The following is a 17,078-nucleotide window of genomic DNA, read 5'->3' on the forward strand; positions in this document are numbered from 1 at the left end:
GGCAATGCGGGTAAAGGCGCGGCGATTGGCGCAGCGGCCGGCGGCATAGGCGGCGGCGCCAAGCAAGGCATCCAATCCGACGATGCGTATAAAAATGCTTACAGAAGCTGCTTAAGACAGCGCGGCCATACCGTCCTTAACTAACCATCCTTTCGCGATTGCAGGCGGCCGATGTCTTCGGCCGCCTGTGGTTATTAGCGCAGCCGTGTCTGCGGACCTTGCTGTTTTTTACCTGTTACTATGGCTTAGGCAGCCGAGCAGCTCATTAAGTCGGTGTTGTCGGCTTGCCTGTGCGTATTCGCCAAGCGCTAAGCTTTCGCTTATGAGTGTCGAATACTTTGCATAAAACACGGGGCGATTAAGTTTTTTTTCAAAAAAAGGCCTAAAATTTACCGGGATTATAAGAATAAGGTGTGGACATGAAACCTAGCATTACCCCCAATAAAACAGAATATAAGTTGGCCGAGGAGGATTTTATCGTCTCCAAGACCGACAAATCGGGCCGGATTACCTATGCTAACCGGATATTTATGGAAATAGCAGGCTACCCGGAGCACGAGTTGCTGGGCGTGCAACATAACATCATTCGCCACCCCGACATGCCGCGCGGGGTATTCCGGTTTATGTGGGATACCCTGAAAGCCGGCGACGAGTTTTTCGGGTTTGCCAAAAACCTCTGCGCGGATGGCGGTTTTTATTGGGTCTTTGCCAATATCACGCCGGACTATGACAAGGATGGAAAATTGCAGGGTTATTATTCCGTGCGGCGTAATCCGCCGCGTTCGGCGCTCGAAGCGATTACACCGATTTATAACGAAATGTTGGCTATCGAAAAAAACAGTTCCGTCAAGGAAGCGCCGGTACGGTCATTGGATTATCTTTTCGATGCGGTTAAGCATGCCGGCGCCAAAAGTTATAACAATCTGGTGCTGCAGTTGTATAAACCCAACGGAGTGTTGAAATGAGCCGATCCAATGCCAATATTCCATTCTTGAAAACCCGGGTTAATTATGCTGTTGCGGGTATCTTATTTTTTGCCTTGGCGTTGTTTGCCTATTGCCTGATAGCCATAGGTTTTTCCTGGGTCGCGCTGGTCTTGACCATTCCGCACCCCGTTATAGCTTGGTATATCTGGAAAACCGCCAAACAAAACCTGGATGTACTGGATCGCATGGAACAGGTTTTGGAATTGACCAACCAGGGCGAACTTTACCACCGCGTTACAGGTACCCGCGGCTTGGGCGAAGTGGGCAAGGTGGCCTGGGAGCTGAACGAAACGCTGGACATCATCGAATCGTATTTTAAGGAAATCAATACCTGTTTCAGTGAGGCCGGCAAAGGCAATCACGACCGCTATGCAATGGGAGACGGCTTACCCGGCTTGTTAAAGCAATCCACCCAAAACATAAACCTCGCCTTGGAGCATATGAATGAAAATGTCAGGTTAATGGTGAGAAGACGCCTCTCCGCCGGCCTGCACAGCTTGAATACGGCCAATTTGTCCGGCAATTTAAAGGCCTGCCAAAACGATTTGATCGGCATCACCGAACAATTGCAAAAGGTGGAGAACATTGCCGCGGAAACCGGCCGGAATGCCGACGACAGTTTGGGTACCGTCGAACAGATCAGTTCGTCGTTGCAAAACATCAATTCCACGGTTTTTTCGGTGTCGGAGGTGATTGCCGACTTGATCAACGACAGCAAAAAAATTACCGAATCGTTATCGATGATTACCGGGATTGCCGATCAAACCAATCTGCTGGCCTTGAACGCCTCCATAGAAGCGGCCCGTGCCGGCGAGCATGGCCGCGGCTTTGCCGTGGTGGCCGATGAAGTTAAAAACCTGTCTGAACATACCAAAAACGCCGCGCTGGAAGTGTCCAAAACTTTGCGCGCTTTCAACAAGCGGGTCGAACAAATGCACCAGGAAGCGGAAAGCTCTTCTACACTGTCGCAGGAAGTCATGCAACAGGTCAGCTCGTTCCGGCACCAGTTTTCGGGGTTATCCGATTCGGCAAAGGCGTCCGTGGGATACATTACCTATGCCAGGGATAAATCGTTCGGTTTGCTGACCAAGCTGGACCATATTATTTATAAACAAAACGGCTATATTGCGATCGAGCATCCGGAAGATTGTCCGCAATACCATGCCATCAAGGTAGACAACCATAACTGCAGGCTGGGCAAGTGGTATTACGAGGGCATCGGCTACGAAAAATTCCGTACCACCGAAGCGTACAGCCATTTGGAAATACCGCATCGGGATGTCCATAGAACCACGCAATTGGCCTATGAACTTTCCCGAGGGGATTGGGTGAACGATGCATTCAAGCTCGACGAAATCATTAAGCAAATGCATGCATCGGAGGCGGCCAGCGGATTGGTCATGCAATACATCGACGAGATGGTGGAAGAAAAATATCGTACGAGATAAAAAAGCCCGGATGGCAGGCAAACACCATCCGGGACCTTATCATGCGGTTTGTTGGGGCGGTTTCGAGGCGGATTTTGTTTTCCAGACGCCGCCTCCGGCGAAACACGACCAGCCCCATTGCAGCCAATTCAACAGCGCCAGGGCCATCCATAAAGACCAGCCCAACATCATTAAACGGTAGACCATCATCGGCACGGCTACCACGGTTGCAGTGGGCAAGATGGCGTCGCTGCGGTCCTGATACCAGTTCAAGTTTAGCGCCGCGGATTGATTGCCGGTAATTTGCATATCCGGCGCGCCGAGCAGGCCTTGCCGGACGGCGGCAAATAGCAACATCACCGCTGTCAGCGTCAACAGCCCTAAACCTACTTGCGCCAAATTAAAATAGCGTGGAGACGCCGGAGGGCATTTTGCCCGCGATCCCAGGGCAAACAGCCAGGCTATTACCAGCAGGCCGGCGGCGATATGGATTTGGCTCAGGCCCAACAATAGCAAAAACCAATGCCAGGTTTTTAAAGGCGTTAATGCGGTTTTGCCTAGTCCAAGGGCCAATAACAGCAACACGGCCAATAAGCCCCAAATCAACGCGGCCGGGCCGAATTTAGGGCCGAACGTGAATAATACCCAGCGATCCTGACCGGAAGTTACCTGTATTTGGCTGTTGACGCTAGCGATTCCTAAATCAACCGTGGGGGTGGTCAAGATCGTTGCCTGCTCGGTTTGCGTCTGCCAGTCCAACGTTATTTGCTGCTCGCCCGGCCTGATCGGCAGCGTGACGGTTCGGTCTTTTTGCCGGACAGGCTGACTGACGCCGTCAATTGCGACGTTTTGCAATACGGCGCGCGGCGGCAACTGTACATTATGCTGGCCGCCCTTGGAACTGCGCATGCGCAAATTCAAACTGGCTTGCTGGCTGCGTTTGCCGGGCTGGATGCTCAGCTCGGTTTTATCTATGGTCAGGGTTGGCCCCGGCACGGCTTGCGGCCGGCTGATTTGCAAGCTTACGCTATCGCCCGGCCAGGGCCGCCATTCCGGCAGCCATGCGCCCTGTTGGTCTTGATGGTGCACAACCGCAATGCCGCTGATTTGTAAATGCCAGATAGGGCTGACGTCGGCGCGCCATAATTCGCTCCAGGGGGCATTTTCGGCGGCGGTTAACTGCAATTGCTCGCGTTTTTCCAATAGCGATTGCCATTCCAGGCCTGCTTGCCCGGCCGGTAGGTTGACGAGGACTTTGCCGTCTTTAATGTGCATTTTAGCGCTGGTGACCGCTTCTCCCGGTAGTAGCGGGAGCTCCAATACCACCGGACTGTCGTTGCCGGCCAGTTTGACCACCCGGGTGGCGATGCGCCAGTCCAGGCCCAATTGCAGGGTCCTTTCAACGCGTACAAACGCCGGCATGGCGGTTTGCCGCAAATGCTCGGTTTGCCGGGTTGCCTCGGGGTCGAGGCGGGTAAATTCCAGCTGCGGGCCGGTTTTAGCGTCTTCGTACAGCCCATCGACCCGCCAGCCGTCGCTGTCGATATGCGTTTGTTGCGGTTGCAATGGCAGGGGCAGGGTAAATTTATAGTGCGGCGCATGCCGGCCCCGCAGCAAGACTTCATGTACGCCCGGATCGAGACCCAGCCAGAGCGTGCCGTCGTTTTGCCTGAACAGGGCGCGGGCGGGTTGGCCGTCGGTACTGACCTGTTCCGGAAACCACTGCTGCAGTTGCGCGGGCAACGGTACGGCGACGGCTTCCTGCGCATGAATCGATAATGCTATCTGCATGCTGTCCGGTTGGATCCTAATTGTCATGCCGGCTATTTGCGCGCAGGACGGCAAACACTTCGGCGCTTGCAATAGCCGGGTTTTTAACTGGTCCAGCAGGGTTTGGTCGGGGATGTCCGCCGAACTGTCGTGGCCTGGCAGCATCATTACCGGTACCAGCAGCCAGACAGGCGAAGCCGGAAAGGCGATACGCCAGGGCTTGTCGGCCAAACCTAGCATTTTTAAAGCCAGCAAGGCGGCCAGCAAGGCTTGCGCAAGGTGCAGCAATAAAGTCCAGCCGGGCGGCAAATACCAGAGCCGGATTTGCTGTTGGCTATCCACGGCGCCGTTCCAGGCCAGTTGTACGGTTTGCCATTGCCATTGCGGCAAGCCGGGGCCGGTTTGCAGATTGGCTTCCGGATCGATACGGTCGAAATTGGCGGCGGCACCGGCATAATCGGCCATGCTGGAATAGGCCTTGCTCATCATTTTTCCGGCCATGCGCGGGGCGGGCGCCGGCGATGCAGGCATGGCCATGGTCCGTTGTTCTTCGGCAACGCCCTCGCTCTCGGCCATGCTCTCGACATAAGCGCCGGTTTGAATCGGTTGCCAAGGCTTTTCCAGTTGCGGGTAAATGCCGATACGGATTTGCGCGATCATGAACGGCACCACGATCGCGATCAAACCCAGCCAGCACGCATTGCGATACCACTTGACCCAATCCGAAAAGCGGCTGGCCGGCAGCACTTTCAATAAAGCCAGCGCCGCCAGCGTATGCAGCCATATCCAGCGGGGCGCCTCGGCTTCATGCCAAAACAGGATTAGGCTAAACAGGGCCAGCAGCCCCCATTGCCAGCACCACAGGCGGCCAATCGCCAGGGCCGCGATCAGTACCAGGAACAAGTCCAGCAAGGTCCAACGGGTCAGCCAGCTGTCCGGGTCGTTGTCCACGCCGCTGACCGCCAGCAGGCGCCAGCCGGGCGGGATATTCAGTTCGGCTTGGGCTTTTTGAAACGCTTGTTGCCAACCGACCGCGTTCAGGCTGCCGATAGCGTTATCGATGCGGCTATCGGCCTGTAATTGCAGCGCGCCCCGGCGCACCTCGATACCTTGCCGGTCGCCGAGTTGGGTGATCAATTGATTTTGCCCGTTCAGCAGCACCTGTCCCAATAGCGTGTCCGGCAAGGCGTTCAAGCGCCAGTCGCGGGTCATTTTGCCGTCGATCCGGTCGCTGACGGTGTAACCGCCGCCATCGAAGTCCAGCCAGAGCTTGCGTTGCAGATTCAGACGGTTGGGTTCCGGTTCGGGGTCGCCTTGGCGGATCAGCTTGAATTGCATGCTTTGCCCTTGCTTGATTTGATAGGCCGGCAAATGCCGCCATTCCGCGGGCAGGTTGGTTTGGCTGGCGTCTACGGCGGGCAAGGCTTCGATTTCCACCAAGCGCAGGGCAGGCACGGCCTGAAACGCCCACAACTCGGATGCCGGCCAGTCCGGGTCTTGAACGGCCAAGTCCAGCTTCAACAACGGCTTGGGATGGCGGGCGAGTAGGGTGATGTGCCAGCGGCCGGGGCGGATTTGCAGCAACAGGCTGCCATCTGTTTCGATGCGGGCGGGCAGCGGGCTGTCGAGCCGAACCGGAATAAAGTCCGGTAATAAAGCATGGGGCAGACTGATTTCGCGGGCCGTGCCGGAGACGTTTAATTCCAGGCGGGTGGAGAGTTGAAGCGGGTTGTCGTCTATGACTTGCCGAAAGACTTGTAAATCCAGGTTGTCTTGTTGGCTGTCCGCCGACGTGGCTGCCTGGCCTTGCAACCAGAGCGCGCCCTGATCAATGCGCGGATAGGCGATGGCTTGGCCGTTCAGGATCAGTTCGATCAAGCCTGAATCCTGGGCAATGGCGAGGCTTTCCGGCAATTTGTCCCAGCTGAATTCGCCGCTGATTCGATAATGGCCGGCCGGCATCCAAATGGTCGGTTTGTCTTGCCGTTCGATAACAACGGCCGGTTTTCGGTCGATCAGCACCTGTTGCGGCCAATGCCGGTTGTCGCCGGGCAAGCCGATCCAGCCGGGCCGATACAGAGTCCATTCGCCGTTGAAGCGGCCATGGCGCTCATGCAATTCCAGCTGTAACGGACCGGGCCAACCGCAGTCTTTCTGTTGAAAATTGTTATGGAAAAACGGGCAATCGAATTGGGGCTGATCGGCCAATACCCACGGAACCCAGGGTTTTAATGCATCCGGCAGGGATTGGCTGTCTAGCGCCGCGGCCGGATAGACCCGGCAAAGCAACAGCAGGAATATCAAAAAATTGCGGGCACTATTCATGTTTATTGCTCCGATGGGGAATGCAATCACAAGTGTAGCCGGAAATAACGGTTAAAATATTCGAGGATAATAAATTGCAATAGTGGGATCAGGTTGCGACGCCGACGAAAACTGTTGAGAGGGTGTGCTTCAATGTTAAGCTTTGGACGGGGTTGGGTTTTATGCTGTTGCTTCTGGCTGGCGTGCTTGAACCCCGCTTGCGCCGGCGCCGGCGAAACCGCCGATGCAGGCGACTGGCTGCACCGGTTGCGGGATTATTTCGGCGGCCGGCCGGGCGGCCATTATCAACCGACATTTAGCGCGCAACCCAGGGAGCAGGTAAAGGAATATATTGTCGGTATTCACCCGCTGCACAACCCCAAGCGGCTGTTTGAAGTCTATGGGCCTATCGTCGAATATATCAACCAGCGTACGCCCGGCATTGAATTTAAGCTGGAAGCGTCCCGTAATTATCCGGAATTCGATAAAAAACTCTATGGGAGGTATTTCGCTATCGCCATGCCTAACCCCTACCAAACCATCAATGCCTTGCGGCACGGCTATCGGGTGTTCGGCAAAATGGCGGACGACGAGGATTTTCGCGGCATTATCCTGGTGCGCAAGGACAGCGGCATTCACAGCGTGGCCGACCTCAAGGGCCGGGCGGTTTCATACCCGGCCAAAACGGCGTTGGCCGCTACCATGATGCCGCAATATTATTTGCATACCCACGGCCTGGATGTGAACAAGGATATCGAAAACCGCTATGTCGGCTCGCAGGAGTCATCGATCATGAATGTATTGATGGGCGAGGTGGCGGCGGCGGCCACTTGGCCGGTGCCCTGGAAAATATTTCTGGCCGAGCACCCGGAACAAGCCGGCGAATTGGTCGTGAAATGGCAAACGGAACCGCTGCAAAACAATGGTTGGGTGGCGAGAAACGATGTGCCGGCCGACGTCGTCGATAAATTTTCCGGTTTATTATTTTCATTGCAGGATAGCGAAGCCGGCCGGGCCATGCTGGCCGCCGTGCCCGTGTCGCGCTTCGAAACCGCCGACGATCAAACCTATGCCCCGGTCGAGGCGTTTTTAACGCGCTTTAACCAAACCGTGCATTCGATTGAGCCATGAGCGATTTTTTGCGTTTCCGATTATGGGCGTCGTTGCGCCGCTTTGGGCGGGAATCCATCCACCGCCGCCTGGCCTTGGCATTCGGCGGGGTTTCCCTGCTGATGATGTTGGGCCTGGCCGGCTTGTTGCTGAAGCAGCAGCAGAACTTTCTGGATCAGGCCGGCATATTGCGGGCGAAGACGCTGGCTAACGGGCTGGCAAACAGCAGCAGTTCCTGGGTATTGGCGAACGATGTGGCCGGTTTGCAGGAGGTCTTGCAAGGCTATGCGGATACCCCTAATTTAATCAGGGCGTTCGTGCTTTCGCCGCGCGGACAGGTACTGGCGTCCACGCGGAGCAACGAGACCGGTTTATACGTGACCGACGAATTGAGTCAACGCTTGCTCGGCCGGCAGCCGGCAACCCCCCGTTTAATACTGGCCGACCGGGATATGATCGATGTGGCCGTGCCCATCTTGGCGAATCAACGCCTGGTGGGTTGGGCGCGTATCGAATTGGACCAACAGGCCACTCAAGCCAATCTACGGGCGGTTGCCATTGCCAGTTTGCAGTTTATTGTGGCGACCGTGCTGATTTTGCTGCTGGTGTCGCTGTGGTTGTCGACCAGTCTGATCAAGCCCTTGCAGTCCTTGATGGGGGTGGCGTCCGCGATTGAAACGGGCTCCCGCACCGAACGCAGCCGGCTGGAAGGCAATAATGAAATCAGCCAGTTAGGCCGTTCCATGAACCATATGCTGGATACCCTGGTGAGCTCCGAGCAGCAATTGGATTTGTTGAACCGGGTGTATGCGGCCTGGACGGAAAGCGTGGCCGCCATCGCGCGCGAAGCCGACGAATACAGTTTGCTGACGCGGATATGCAATATTTTGGCGGAAAAAATTCGCCTACGCTTGGTATTCGTCGGCATGCTGGATACATCGGGCCGGATCGATGTGCTGACGCATAGCGATAGCGAACCGGGGTATATCGGCAAGCTGCATATTAGTATCGACCCCCGTTCGCCTTATGGGCAAGCCGTATTGGCGCGGGCCATACGCCAAGAACAACCCTGCATTTTGAACGATTTTATCGGCGAGCCGGATACCCGCATCTGGCATGAATCGGCCCGGGAGGCGGGTATCCGATCGGTTGCCGCTTTTCCGCTGTTGCGCAATAAGCGGATTATCGGCGGATTGGCGGTGTATTCCGAACGGGCCGGCTTTTTTAGCGACAACATCATTACCCTGTTGAATGGCTTGGTCAACGATATGTCCTACGCCCTGGACAATTTCGACCGGGAAAGACAGCGCAAACAGGCGGAAATCGAACTCGCCCTGGCCGCCTCGGTGTTCGAGAATAGCCAGGAAGGCATTTTGATTACCGATGCCGACAAGACCATTCTCAGGGTTAATCGGATGTTCAGCGAGTTGACCGGTTATGCGGCCGAGGAATGCATCGGTAAAACCCTGCGGCAAATTGCCTGCTGGCCTAGGCAAGCGGCGTTGGATCAGACTGTTTGGGACAATGCCGATGCGCAACAATGTTGGCAGGGCGAGGTCGACAGTTGCCGCAAGGACGGCCGGCATTATCCGCAATGGTTGTCCCTCATTAAAGTCGTAAATCCGCAGGGGAATTTGACGCATTATGTGGTGACATTTACCGATATTACCGAGCGCAAGCTGAATGAAGAACGCATTTATAAATTGGCGTTTTACGACCCCCTGACGGATTTACCCAATCGCCGGCTACTGCTTGAAAAGCTGGAAGCCGCATTAATAGCCAACCAGCGCAAAGGCGGCTATGGCGCCGTGATGTTTTTGGATTTGGACCGCTTTAAAATTTTAAACGATACCCAAGGCCATAATTTAGGCGATCAGCTGCTGGTCGAAGCCGGCAGGCGGCTGTGCCGGTCGGTCCGGGAAGTGGATACGGTTGCCCGGCACGGCGGGGACGAATTTGTGGTTTTGCTGGGAGAATTGTCGGCCGATGAGCAAACCGCGGCGATTAACGCGCAAAAAATCGGCAACAAAATTCTCAATGAAATGAATCAGATCTACCGCTTGCTCCAAGCCAACCCCGAAGGCGGTACGGCCCTAGTGGAACACTATTCCAGCGTCAGTATCGGCGTGGCGCTGTTTCGCGGCGCCGACATCGATAGCGAAGAGTTGTTGAAACAGGCGGACATGGCTATGTATCAGGCTAAACAGGCCGGGCGCAACACCTTATGCCTGTTCGATCCGCAAATGCAGGCAGGGTTGAATAAGCGGGCCGCATTGGAGGCCGATTTGCGCAACGGCTTGGAACAAAATCAGTTCAAGTTGTTTTATCAAGTCCAGGTAGACAGGCACGGCCGGCCGGTAGGCGCCGAGGCGGTGTTGCGGTGGGAGCACCCTCGGCGCGGCTTGGTGGAACCGGGAGAATTTATCGGTCTTGCCGAAGAAAGCGGTTTGATTGTGGTGCTGGGGCGCTGGGTTTTACTGGAAGCCTGCGCGACGTTGGCGAATTGGGCCCGGCAGCCGGCGATGGCCGAATTGAGTTTGGCGGTGAACATCAGCGCCAAACAACTGCGGCAGCAGGATTTTGCCGCGCAGTTGCAAGGCCTGCTCGGCCGGACCGGCGCTAACCCGCAGAGGCTGAGACTGGAAATTACCGAGAATGCGGTATTGGGCGGCGTGGAAAATACGATAGCCATGATGCAAGCGCTAAACAAACTGGGGATAGTCTTTTCGATGGACGATTTCGGCACCGGATATTCATCCTTGACCTACTTGCAGCGTTTGCCGCTGGCTCAGATAAAAATCGATCGTTCTTTTGTCGGCGGCCTAAACGATGAAAACCATCACGCGGTGATTGTCCGCATCATTCTGGCCTTGGGCAATAGCCTGGATTTACAAGTCATCGCCGAAGGCGTGGAAACCGAGCGGCAGCTGGCCTATTTGGTCGCCAATGGATGCCGGTATTTTCAAGGTTATCTGTTTGGCGGCCCCGAACCCGTGGCGCAATTTAATGCCCGCTTTAACGGCTAAAAACCGTGCTAATTTCCGGAAAGCCGCGTGTCAAGCAGTATCTGTCGGATCATCCGCTTCGGAGAGGGTTGCGGTGAGGGGGGTGAAAATCAATAACCTGTTGTTTTATATGCTCTCATCTTAACGATCATGAATGCCTTTACTTCGCCCCGGCTCATGAAAGCAGTATCCCCGGGTACGGTTGCTTGTGGAACAGGACGCCGTGAATACGTCCGTGTCGGCTCGGCGCCGTCATCCTTGCCGCCGACGCCTGTCGGCCGATTGTGTTGAAAAAATCGGTTTTTTAAGAATTTTGACCAATTTTACTGTTCGTCAAAAGCATAACCATTTGTTTTTATTGGATTAAAAATTAGGCATACAACTGAGTTTTTCAGAAAATGGCCTTTTTCAACACAATCGGCCAAAACCCGACCGTCGGGGTTGCTATCCAATTTCAATAGATTAGGTTACCAGTGCTCCTTTTGACTGTCAGGTATTGGGCGAGAAAAATGGCATTGTCACTGGCCGCTACGACCATAACAGAATGTGCTAAGGCAAATAGTTAACCCTAATTTAACACCGATAATAGAAAAACCTATGGAACGAACGGCTTTAATGCTAGTTGACGTGCAGAGAGGGTTCGATAACCCGCAATGGGGTATCAGAAATAACCACGATGCGGAACGGAACATCGCGCGACTGCTGACACGTTGGCGAACATTGCAATCACCTATAATCCATATTCAACACCGTTCCACCACTGCAAATTCGCCATTGGCGCCCGATCAACTTGGCTGTGATTTCAAACCGGAAGCCACACCCATCGCCGGCGAACCGATCTTCGGCAAACAGGTCAATAGTGCTTTCATAGGAACAGGGCTGGATCAGTTTCTGCAGGAGCAAGGCATACACAAACTTGTCATCGCGGGTTTCACCACCGACCATTGCGTTTCTACCACGACCCGCATGGCGGGCAACCTCGGCTATGAAACCGTACTTGTGTCAGATGCGACCGCCACCTTTAACCGCCGAGGACTCGATGGTGTCAATATCTCCGCAAATGACATCCATAATGCACATTTGGCCAGCCTTGACGGCGAGTTCTGTATGGTTAAAACCACCGACGAAGTTTTGATCGATTTATTTAAACCGCGTTAACTTGAGAGAAAGCCAATGAATAGCTATCGCTTACATACCGAAATTGAAATAGCTGCCACGCCGGAGCACGTTTGGTCCATTCTGACCGATTTCCCGTTTTACCCGGAATGGAATCCATTTATCGTCAGTATCAATGGCGACATTAAACATGGCGCCAAGCTCCAAGTACGGATACAGCCGAACGGCGGAAGAGCCATGACGTTTCGGCCGCGTCTTGTGGTTGTTCAGCCCGGAAAGGAGTTGCGCTGGCTGGGCCAATTTTTGTTCCGCAATCTCTTTGATGGCGAGCATCGGTTTGCCATTGAGCCTATCGCCGATGGACGCGTCCGCTTTACGCAGAGTGAGCATTTCAGCGGATTGCTGCTGCCGCTATTCCAAAAAAGCCTTGCGCAAAATACCAAAACGGGCTTTGAAGCGATGAATCGAGCCATCAAAGCCCGCGCCGAAACCTGACACCACCTGTATTTTGCTTTTCACAGGGTGCATCACAACCCGATAGCCCTGATGCTCGAGCGCAGCCAAGCTAGTTCGAGATTCCGGTCGGCGCCTGCCCGCCAGATCGATACAAAGTCGAAGTTGGGTATTGCAAACGGCGGTTCCAACACAACAAGATTGGGAGAGATTTTTTCAATATTGATGGCTCGTGCGGCAATGGTTAGCAGTAAATCCGTTCCCACCAGCAACTCGGCGGCAACCGTAAAATGCGGCACCAACACCGCTATTCGACGCTTCAATCCGCGCGCCGTCAGAGCGTTATCGACATGACTGTGGTGCATGGCCTGCGTTGAAACATGGATATGCGGCGCCGCAAGGTAATCGCTAAGCGATAGACCGGTTGGGGGCGTCAGGTTGCGACGATCCGTTACCAATACAAAGCGCTCCTGAAACAGAAGATCGCTTTCCAGTTCCTCGGGCAGCAGCGGAAACACACCGATGCCACCATCCAATTCACTTTCCGCCACTTGACGCAGCATCTCCAGTCGCGATGATTGGGACACAACCAGATTTACGCCCGGCGCCTCGACGCGAACACACTGCAATAGCCGAGGCAGCACAACCGCCGAGCCATAATCCGACATACCCAGACGAAAGGTTCTCTGGCAATTTACTGGTTCAAAGGGCCCCGACATGACGACTTTACGAACATGAGAAAGCGCTTCGGTAAGCGGCCCGATCAGGGTTGCGGCTTTAGCCGTCAAGCGCATTTCATTGCCAACCCGTACTAACAACGGATCGCCTATCAACTCGCGCAGTCGATTGAGCGCATGGCTAACAGCCGGCTGTGTCATCGCCAATCGGTTGGCCGCGCGCGAGATATGCCGCTCGTCCAACAGTGCGTCGAGAACCACCAGCAGATTCAAATCAATATGCCGCAAGTCATGTACTGAATTCATAGGCCACTTACAATTTATTCATTTCTATTCGTCTACAGAATAGCTGAAACTGCTTACAACGGGTTTAGCCGAAGCCATAGTGGTATCGGGCCGGTGTCAGGAGATTAAACATGTCGAATTCAAACTTACCCCTGGAATTTTCCAATGGTATCCACGTCGCACAAATCAGGATTGCCAGACCTACCAACCAATTAGACACCGTTGTGCGGTTTTACCGAGACGGGCTAGGCTTGCCGGTGATTGGCTCATTCCAGAATCATTCCGGCTATGACGGTGTCATGCTCGGTTTACCAGGACGCAACTATCACCTGGAGTTTATCCAGTATGCATCCGGGGCTCCCTACTCGCGGCCTTCTGCCGAAAATCTTTTGGTGTTATATGTAACCGATGCCGAGCAGCGACAAAAACTGTTTGCTAACCTAACCGCAGTCGGGGCCAAGGAAGTCAATCCGGAGAATCCCTATTGGCTGGATAAAAGCCGAACGTTTGTGGACCCCGACGGTTGGCGGGTGGTGATTTGTTCGGTCGTCGGCGTCTGACCGATGATGGCGCCGCGACACATCTTGCTTGCCCTATTGTGTGTGTTGGTTTGGGGCGGCAGTTTTTCGGTGATCCGTTGGGGCTTACGGGATTTACCGCCATTGGCTTTTGCCAGTCTCCGCTTTGGTTTGGTGGCTTTGCTAATACCGTTTGTCCCACGGCCAACCATTAACTGGTCAACCATATTCTTATATGGGACAGGCTGGGGAGCGGTTCAATTCAGTGGCCTTTTTCTAGCCATTCACCACGGGCTGCCGACGAGTCTCAGCTCCGTCTTGGCGCAATCGCAGGTATTTTTCACGCTGTTGTTTGCTGTCGTTTTTCGGTTGGAACGGCTCTGTATGCGTAAAGTTTTGTCCTTGGGGCTAGCGATCACTGGGGTAAGCGTTATTGCTAGTGACCAAACTTCTGTGGTGTCGTCGTTTGCCATTGCCTTGAGCTTATTCGGGGCTAGCGGCTGGGCATCGGGAAATATTGTCGTCAGAATGGTAGCGATTGACGGGCAGAGGTCTGATTCCCTGACGTTTATCGTCTGGGCATCGCTGATACCTGCTGTAGTACTGGCATTTATGAGTGCTCAGTTTGAAAACCATCAGACGATTTTCAACTTGAACCCGGCCGCCGCCTTTCGTGCGATCCTCGCATTGATCTATCAGTCGATCGGTGCATTGCTGATAGGCACTTTGGCCTGGAATCGGTTGCTGACCCATTACCCGGCGAGCACAGTTTCCCCTTTTTCCTTACTGACACCGTTGATAGGCCTATCAATCGGCTACCTTCTTTGGGGGGAGACACTTTCAACCGCGGCGTTTGTCGGCTCGATACTGTTATTTTTAGGCTTGATCAGCAATCTATCAATTGCGAAAGTGCAATCCAAATAGTCATCTTGCCTGCGCGTTGGTTCACCAAATCATCAGTTATTCAGCAGTTTGCACGCCTCATTTAAATTTGTTTTCCTTCAATTTACTTGGCTGTCTAAACCGATTCTTACCTGCAACACGGAGAAGACGAAGAAATTTTGGACACTCAAAATGGTTTGGTGCGTTGCAGACCGCAGCATGACGGAGTCCATTTCGCATGGCCGTCAGTTCTTTAATCTTTCTGTCCAACTCATCCGCCTTGGCCAAAAGCAATGCTCTATTGATTTCGGGGCCTTCAGGGGTAAACATTTCACTGATCTCATCAAGCGAAAAACCGGCGCCACGCCCCAAACCGATTAAAGCCAGCCGCTCTAGCACATCGGAATTGAATAGACGGCGCAGACCCACGCGACCAGTAGACTGGATCAATCCTTTTTCTTCATAGAATCGTAACGTCGAGGCTGGTAATCCAGATACCTTTGCGACCTCAGTTATATCCATAATTTTACCTGTCGAAATTAATACTTGACTTCAAGTTGACTTGAACTTTTATCCTAACTCGGAACACAACTTGGTTCAACACTGAAACATCAAGGCAGTGGTGATTTTTAATACGTCAATGATTTAAGGAGTCGATATGGAAGCAAGTTTCTGGCATCAAAAATGGGAACGCGGTGAGATTGCGTTTCATGAAAGCGAAGCAAATCCTTTTCTGGTAGCGCATTTCGAAAATCTAAATTTGGCAAAAGATAGTCGTGTATTTCTGCCGTTGTGTGGAAAAACACGGGATTTTGCCTGGTTGCTTACCTTCGGTTATCGAGTGGTTGGCGCAGAATTGAGCAAACTTGCCGTCGATGAGTTGTTTAAAGAACTTGGCTTAGAGCCGAAAATCTCTATAGAAGGCAAATTGACCCGGTACAGCGCTAAAGACATAGACATTTTAGTGGGCGATGTTTTTGATCTGTCTACTGAAGATATTGGGACCATAAGTGCGATATATGATCGGGCGGCTTTGGTTGCCCTACCAGCCGACATACGAGAGCGCTATACCTCCCATCTGATGAACATTTGCGGCACGGCTCCGCAGTTACTGATTACTTATGAATACGACCAACGTCTGATGGATGGGCCTCCGTTTTCAGTGACCGAAAACGAAGTCAAGCGACATTATGGAGCTGCTTACCGATTGAGGCCAGTTGAAAGCAAGAATATCGAGGGAGGACTGAAAGGGGAAGTAGCAGCAACGGAGACCGCCTGGTTACTCCAAAACGCTAATAAATAGGCTGGTTTTATATGCCCGGTGTCGAATGGATATTGTTTTACCTTGTATTGGGTGCTTTGGTTGGTTATATGGCGGGTTTGTTGGGGCTTGGAGGTGGGGGAATATTGGTTCCTTTGCTGTCATCCATTTTTCTTCAGCAAGGTATTAGCGTGGATAAGGTCGTTCATGTGGCATTGGGAACGTCATTGGCTTGCATGCTGATTGCTTCAGTAGCAAGTATCCGCGCACATGCTTCTCGAGGTGCGGTTGATTGGCAAATCGTTCGGGGAATGTCGCCGGGAATTATTGTTGGCTCTTTTCTGACGACCCAACTCGCCGCCAACGTTAACTCGGCCTTTATTGCCCTATTTTTTGCGCTATTTATGGCACTTATAGCTGTGCAAATGTTTATTAATTGGCAACCAAACCCTAGTCTAACGCCGACAAGTTTCGGCAGACTAATTGTGGCTGGTGTGGTGGTCGGATCGGTATCAGCACTTGCCGCAGTGGGTGGCGGTTTCCTTACGATTGTATACTTAGGATATAAGAATGTGGACATTAAAAAAGCTATTGGTTCTTCGTCGGCAATTGGGTTTCCAATTGCTGTTACGGGTACTGTTGGCTATATGATTAGCGGCTGGCACGACTCATTAAGCAATCCCTATGTCTTCGGGTTCATCAATGTGCCGGCATTTTTAGCAATATCGATTGCTAGTGCTATTGTCGCCCCCTACGGAGCTGCCTGCTCCCATAGTCTGCCTGTAGTTTATTTGAAAAAGATATTCGCCATTATTTCGCTGATTTTGAGTGTAAAGATGCTAGTTTCGTTCGTTTAGTATTGATCTGAGATTATTAGCTTCAACAATGCCATAAGCAGGAACGAAAAGTGGCGCGATAAAGATTTCGTAGGCATGACGGACATATCGGAACGGCAGTTTTAAAGCACATGCTTGTCATTGCACTAAATTTCCTGACCGTATCTTGTTGGCGGCTTGGTTGAGTTCGCCAACGACTGGTTTGTAGTTCGCCAGCCTTCAGAAACTGGCTTTGGCCGACTGACCGGTTTGGAGAAACGTGACAGACCGGTTTGGGTCGATTGTGTTGAAAAAGGCCATTTTCTGAAAAACTCAGTTGTATGCCTAATTTTTAATCCAATAAAAACAAATTGTTACGCTTTTGACGAACAGTAAAATTGGTCAAAATTCTTAAAAAACCGACTTTTTCAACACAATCGGTCGTAACAAGACGATCATGCCTTACCTA

The 17,078-nt window shown here is 52.9% G+C and carries 13 protein-coding genes; 10 read left to right on the forward strand and 3 right to left on the reverse strand.

From position 1 onward, the window contains the following. Positions 1–419 precede the first annotated feature (419 nt). The gene (locus NP596_RS05060) at positions 420–965 is read left to right on the forward strand and encodes a PAS domain-containing protein (RefSeq protein WP_256614180.1); all 546 of its coding nucleotides are present in this window, start codon (positions 420–422) and stop codon (positions 963–965) included. Next, positions 962–2,434 carry a methyl-accepting chemotaxis protein gene (locus tag NP596_RS05065; protein WP_256614181.1) on the forward strand — a complete coding sequence of 491 codons (1,473 nt, stop codon included), beginning with the start codon at positions 962–964 and terminating at the stop codon, positions 2,432–2,434. Before NP596_RS05060 ends, NP596_RS05065 begins: the two co-directional genes overlap by 4 nt. A 39-nt stretch (positions 2,435–2,473) precedes the next feature. Here NP596_RS05065 and NP596_RS05070 read toward each other — a convergent pair whose 3' ends face one another. Continuing rightward, entirely contained in the window at positions 2,474–6,508 is a 4,035-nt protein-coding gene (locus NP596_RS05070) for a hypothetical protein (protein ID WP_256614182.1), read from the reverse strand. A 186-nt stretch (positions 6,509–6,694) separates the two neighbouring features. Here NP596_RS05070 and NP596_RS05075 point away from each other — a divergent pair, with 186 nt between their 5' ends. The 4 genes from NP596_RS05075 (at position 6,695) to NP596_RS05090 (ending at position 12,213) form a co-directional block, all read left to right on the forward strand. After that, a complete protein-coding gene (locus NP596_RS05075) occupies positions 6,695–7,618 on the forward strand; it encodes a phosphate/phosphite/phosphonate ABC transporter substrate-binding protein (protein ID WP_256614183.1) in 924 nt (307 codons plus the stop codon). Then, positions 7,615–10,623, forward strand: coding sequence for an EAL domain-containing protein (locus NP596_RS05080; protein ID WP_256614184.1), 3,009 nt, complete (start codon positions 7,615–7,617; stop codon positions 10,621–10,623). Before NP596_RS05075 ends, NP596_RS05080 begins: the two co-directional genes overlap by 4 nt. Positions 10,624–11,217: 594 nt before the next feature. After that, on the forward strand, positions 11,218–11,760 hold the full coding sequence (locus NP596_RS05085; RefSeq protein ID WP_256614185.1) for a cysteine hydrolase family protein: 543 nt from the start codon (positions 11,218–11,220) through the stop codon (positions 11,758–11,760). A 15-nt stretch (positions 11,761–11,775) separates the two neighbouring features. Beyond that, positions 11,776–12,213, forward strand: coding sequence for an SRPBCC domain-containing protein (locus NP596_RS05090; protein WP_256614186.1), 438 nt, complete (start codon positions 11,776–11,778; stop codon positions 12,211–12,213). Between the two features lie 32 nt (positions 12,214–12,245). On the opposite strand, the gene NP596_RS05095 is transcribed toward NP596_RS05090, so the two are convergent. After that, positions 12,246–13,121 (reverse strand): LysR family transcriptional regulator, encoded by an 876-nt coding sequence (locus NP596_RS05095; RefSeq protein WP_256614187.1) that lies wholly within the window; start codon positions 13,119–13,121, stop codon positions 12,246–12,248. Positions 13,122–13,264: 143 nt separating this feature from the next. Here NP596_RS05095 and NP596_RS05100 point away from each other — a divergent pair, with 143 nt between their 5' ends. Then, entirely contained in the window at positions 13,265–13,693 is a 429-nt protein-coding gene (locus NP596_RS05100; protein WP_256614188.1) for a VOC family protein, read from the forward strand. Between the two features lie 3 nt (positions 13,694–13,696). Continuing rightward, entirely contained in the window at positions 13,697–14,575 is an 879-nt protein-coding gene (locus NP596_RS05105; RefSeq protein ID WP_256614189.1) for an EamA family transporter, read from the forward strand. A 57-nt stretch (positions 14,576–14,632) separates the two neighbouring features. On the opposite strand, the gene NP596_RS05110 is transcribed toward NP596_RS05105, so the two are convergent. After that, positions 14,633–15,055, reverse strand: coding sequence for a helix-turn-helix domain-containing protein (locus tag NP596_RS05110; RefSeq protein WP_256614190.1), 423 nt, complete (start codon positions 15,053–15,055; stop codon positions 14,633–14,635). 136 nt (positions 15,056–15,191) lie between these two features. Between NP596_RS05110 and tmpT the strand changes: the two genes are divergently transcribed. Next, complete coding sequence (gene tmpT, locus NP596_RS05115) at positions 15,192–15,836, forward strand: thiopurine S-methyltransferase (protein ID WP_256614192.1); 645 nt, start codon at positions 15,192–15,194, stop codon at positions 15,834–15,836. 11 nt (positions 15,837–15,847) lie between these two features. Further along, complete coding sequence (locus NP596_RS05120) at positions 15,848–16,651, forward strand: sulfite exporter TauE/SafE family protein (protein WP_256614193.1); 804 nt, start codon at positions 15,848–15,850, stop codon at positions 16,649–16,651. Positions 16,652–17,078: the final 427 nt, after the last annotated feature.

It is taken from the genome of Methylomonas rivi, assembly GCF_024505165.1.
GTDB lineage: Bacteria > Pseudomonadota > Gammaproteobacteria > Methylococcales > Methylomonadaceae > Methylomonas > Methylomonas rivi.

What these genes read in the sequence shown, in the direction of transcription:
- NP596_RS05060 (WP_256614180.1), top strand. Translation starts at nt 420, where the DNA reads ATGAAACCTAGCATTACCCCCAATAAAACAGAATATAAGTTGGCCGAG.
- NP596_RS05065 (WP_256614181.1), top strand. Translation starts at nt 962, where the DNA reads ATGAGCCGATCCAATGCCAATATTCCATTCTTGAAAACCCGGGTTAAT.
- NP596_RS05070 (WP_256614182.1), bottom strand. Translation starts at nt 6,508, where the DNA reads ATGAATAGTGCCCGCAATTTTTTGATATTCCTGCTGTTGCTTTGCCGG.
- NP596_RS05080 (WP_256614184.1), top strand. Translation starts at nt 7,615, where the DNA reads ATGAGCGATTTTTTGCGTTTCCGATTATGGGCGTCGTTGCGCCGCTTT.
- NP596_RS05085 (WP_256614185.1), top strand. Translation starts at nt 11,218, where the DNA reads ATGCTAGTTGACGTGCAGAGAGGGTTCGATAACCCGCAATGGGGTATC.
- NP596_RS05090 (WP_256614186.1), top strand. Translation starts at nt 11,776, where the DNA reads ATGAATAGCTATCGCTTACATACCGAAATTGAAATAGCTGCCACGCCG.
- NP596_RS05100 (WP_256614188.1), top strand. Translation starts at nt 13,265, where the DNA reads ATGTCGAATTCAAACTTACCCCTGGAATTTTCCAATGGTATCCACGTC.
- NP596_RS05105 (WP_256614189.1), top strand. Translation starts at nt 13,697, where the DNA reads ATGATGGCGCCGCGACACATCTTGCTTGCCCTATTGTGTGTGTTGGTT.
- NP596_RS05110 (WP_256614190.1), bottom strand. Translation starts at nt 15,055, where the DNA reads ATGGATATAACTGAGGTCGCAAAGGTATCTGGATTACCAGCCTCGACG.
- tmpT (WP_256614192.1), top strand. Translation starts at nt 15,192, where the DNA reads ATGGAAGCAAGTTTCTGGCATCAAAAATGGGAACGCGGTGAGATTGCG.
- NP596_RS05120 (WP_256614193.1), top strand. Translation starts at nt 15,848, where the DNA reads ATGCCCGGTGTCGAATGGATATTGTTTTACCTTGTATTGGGTGCTTTG.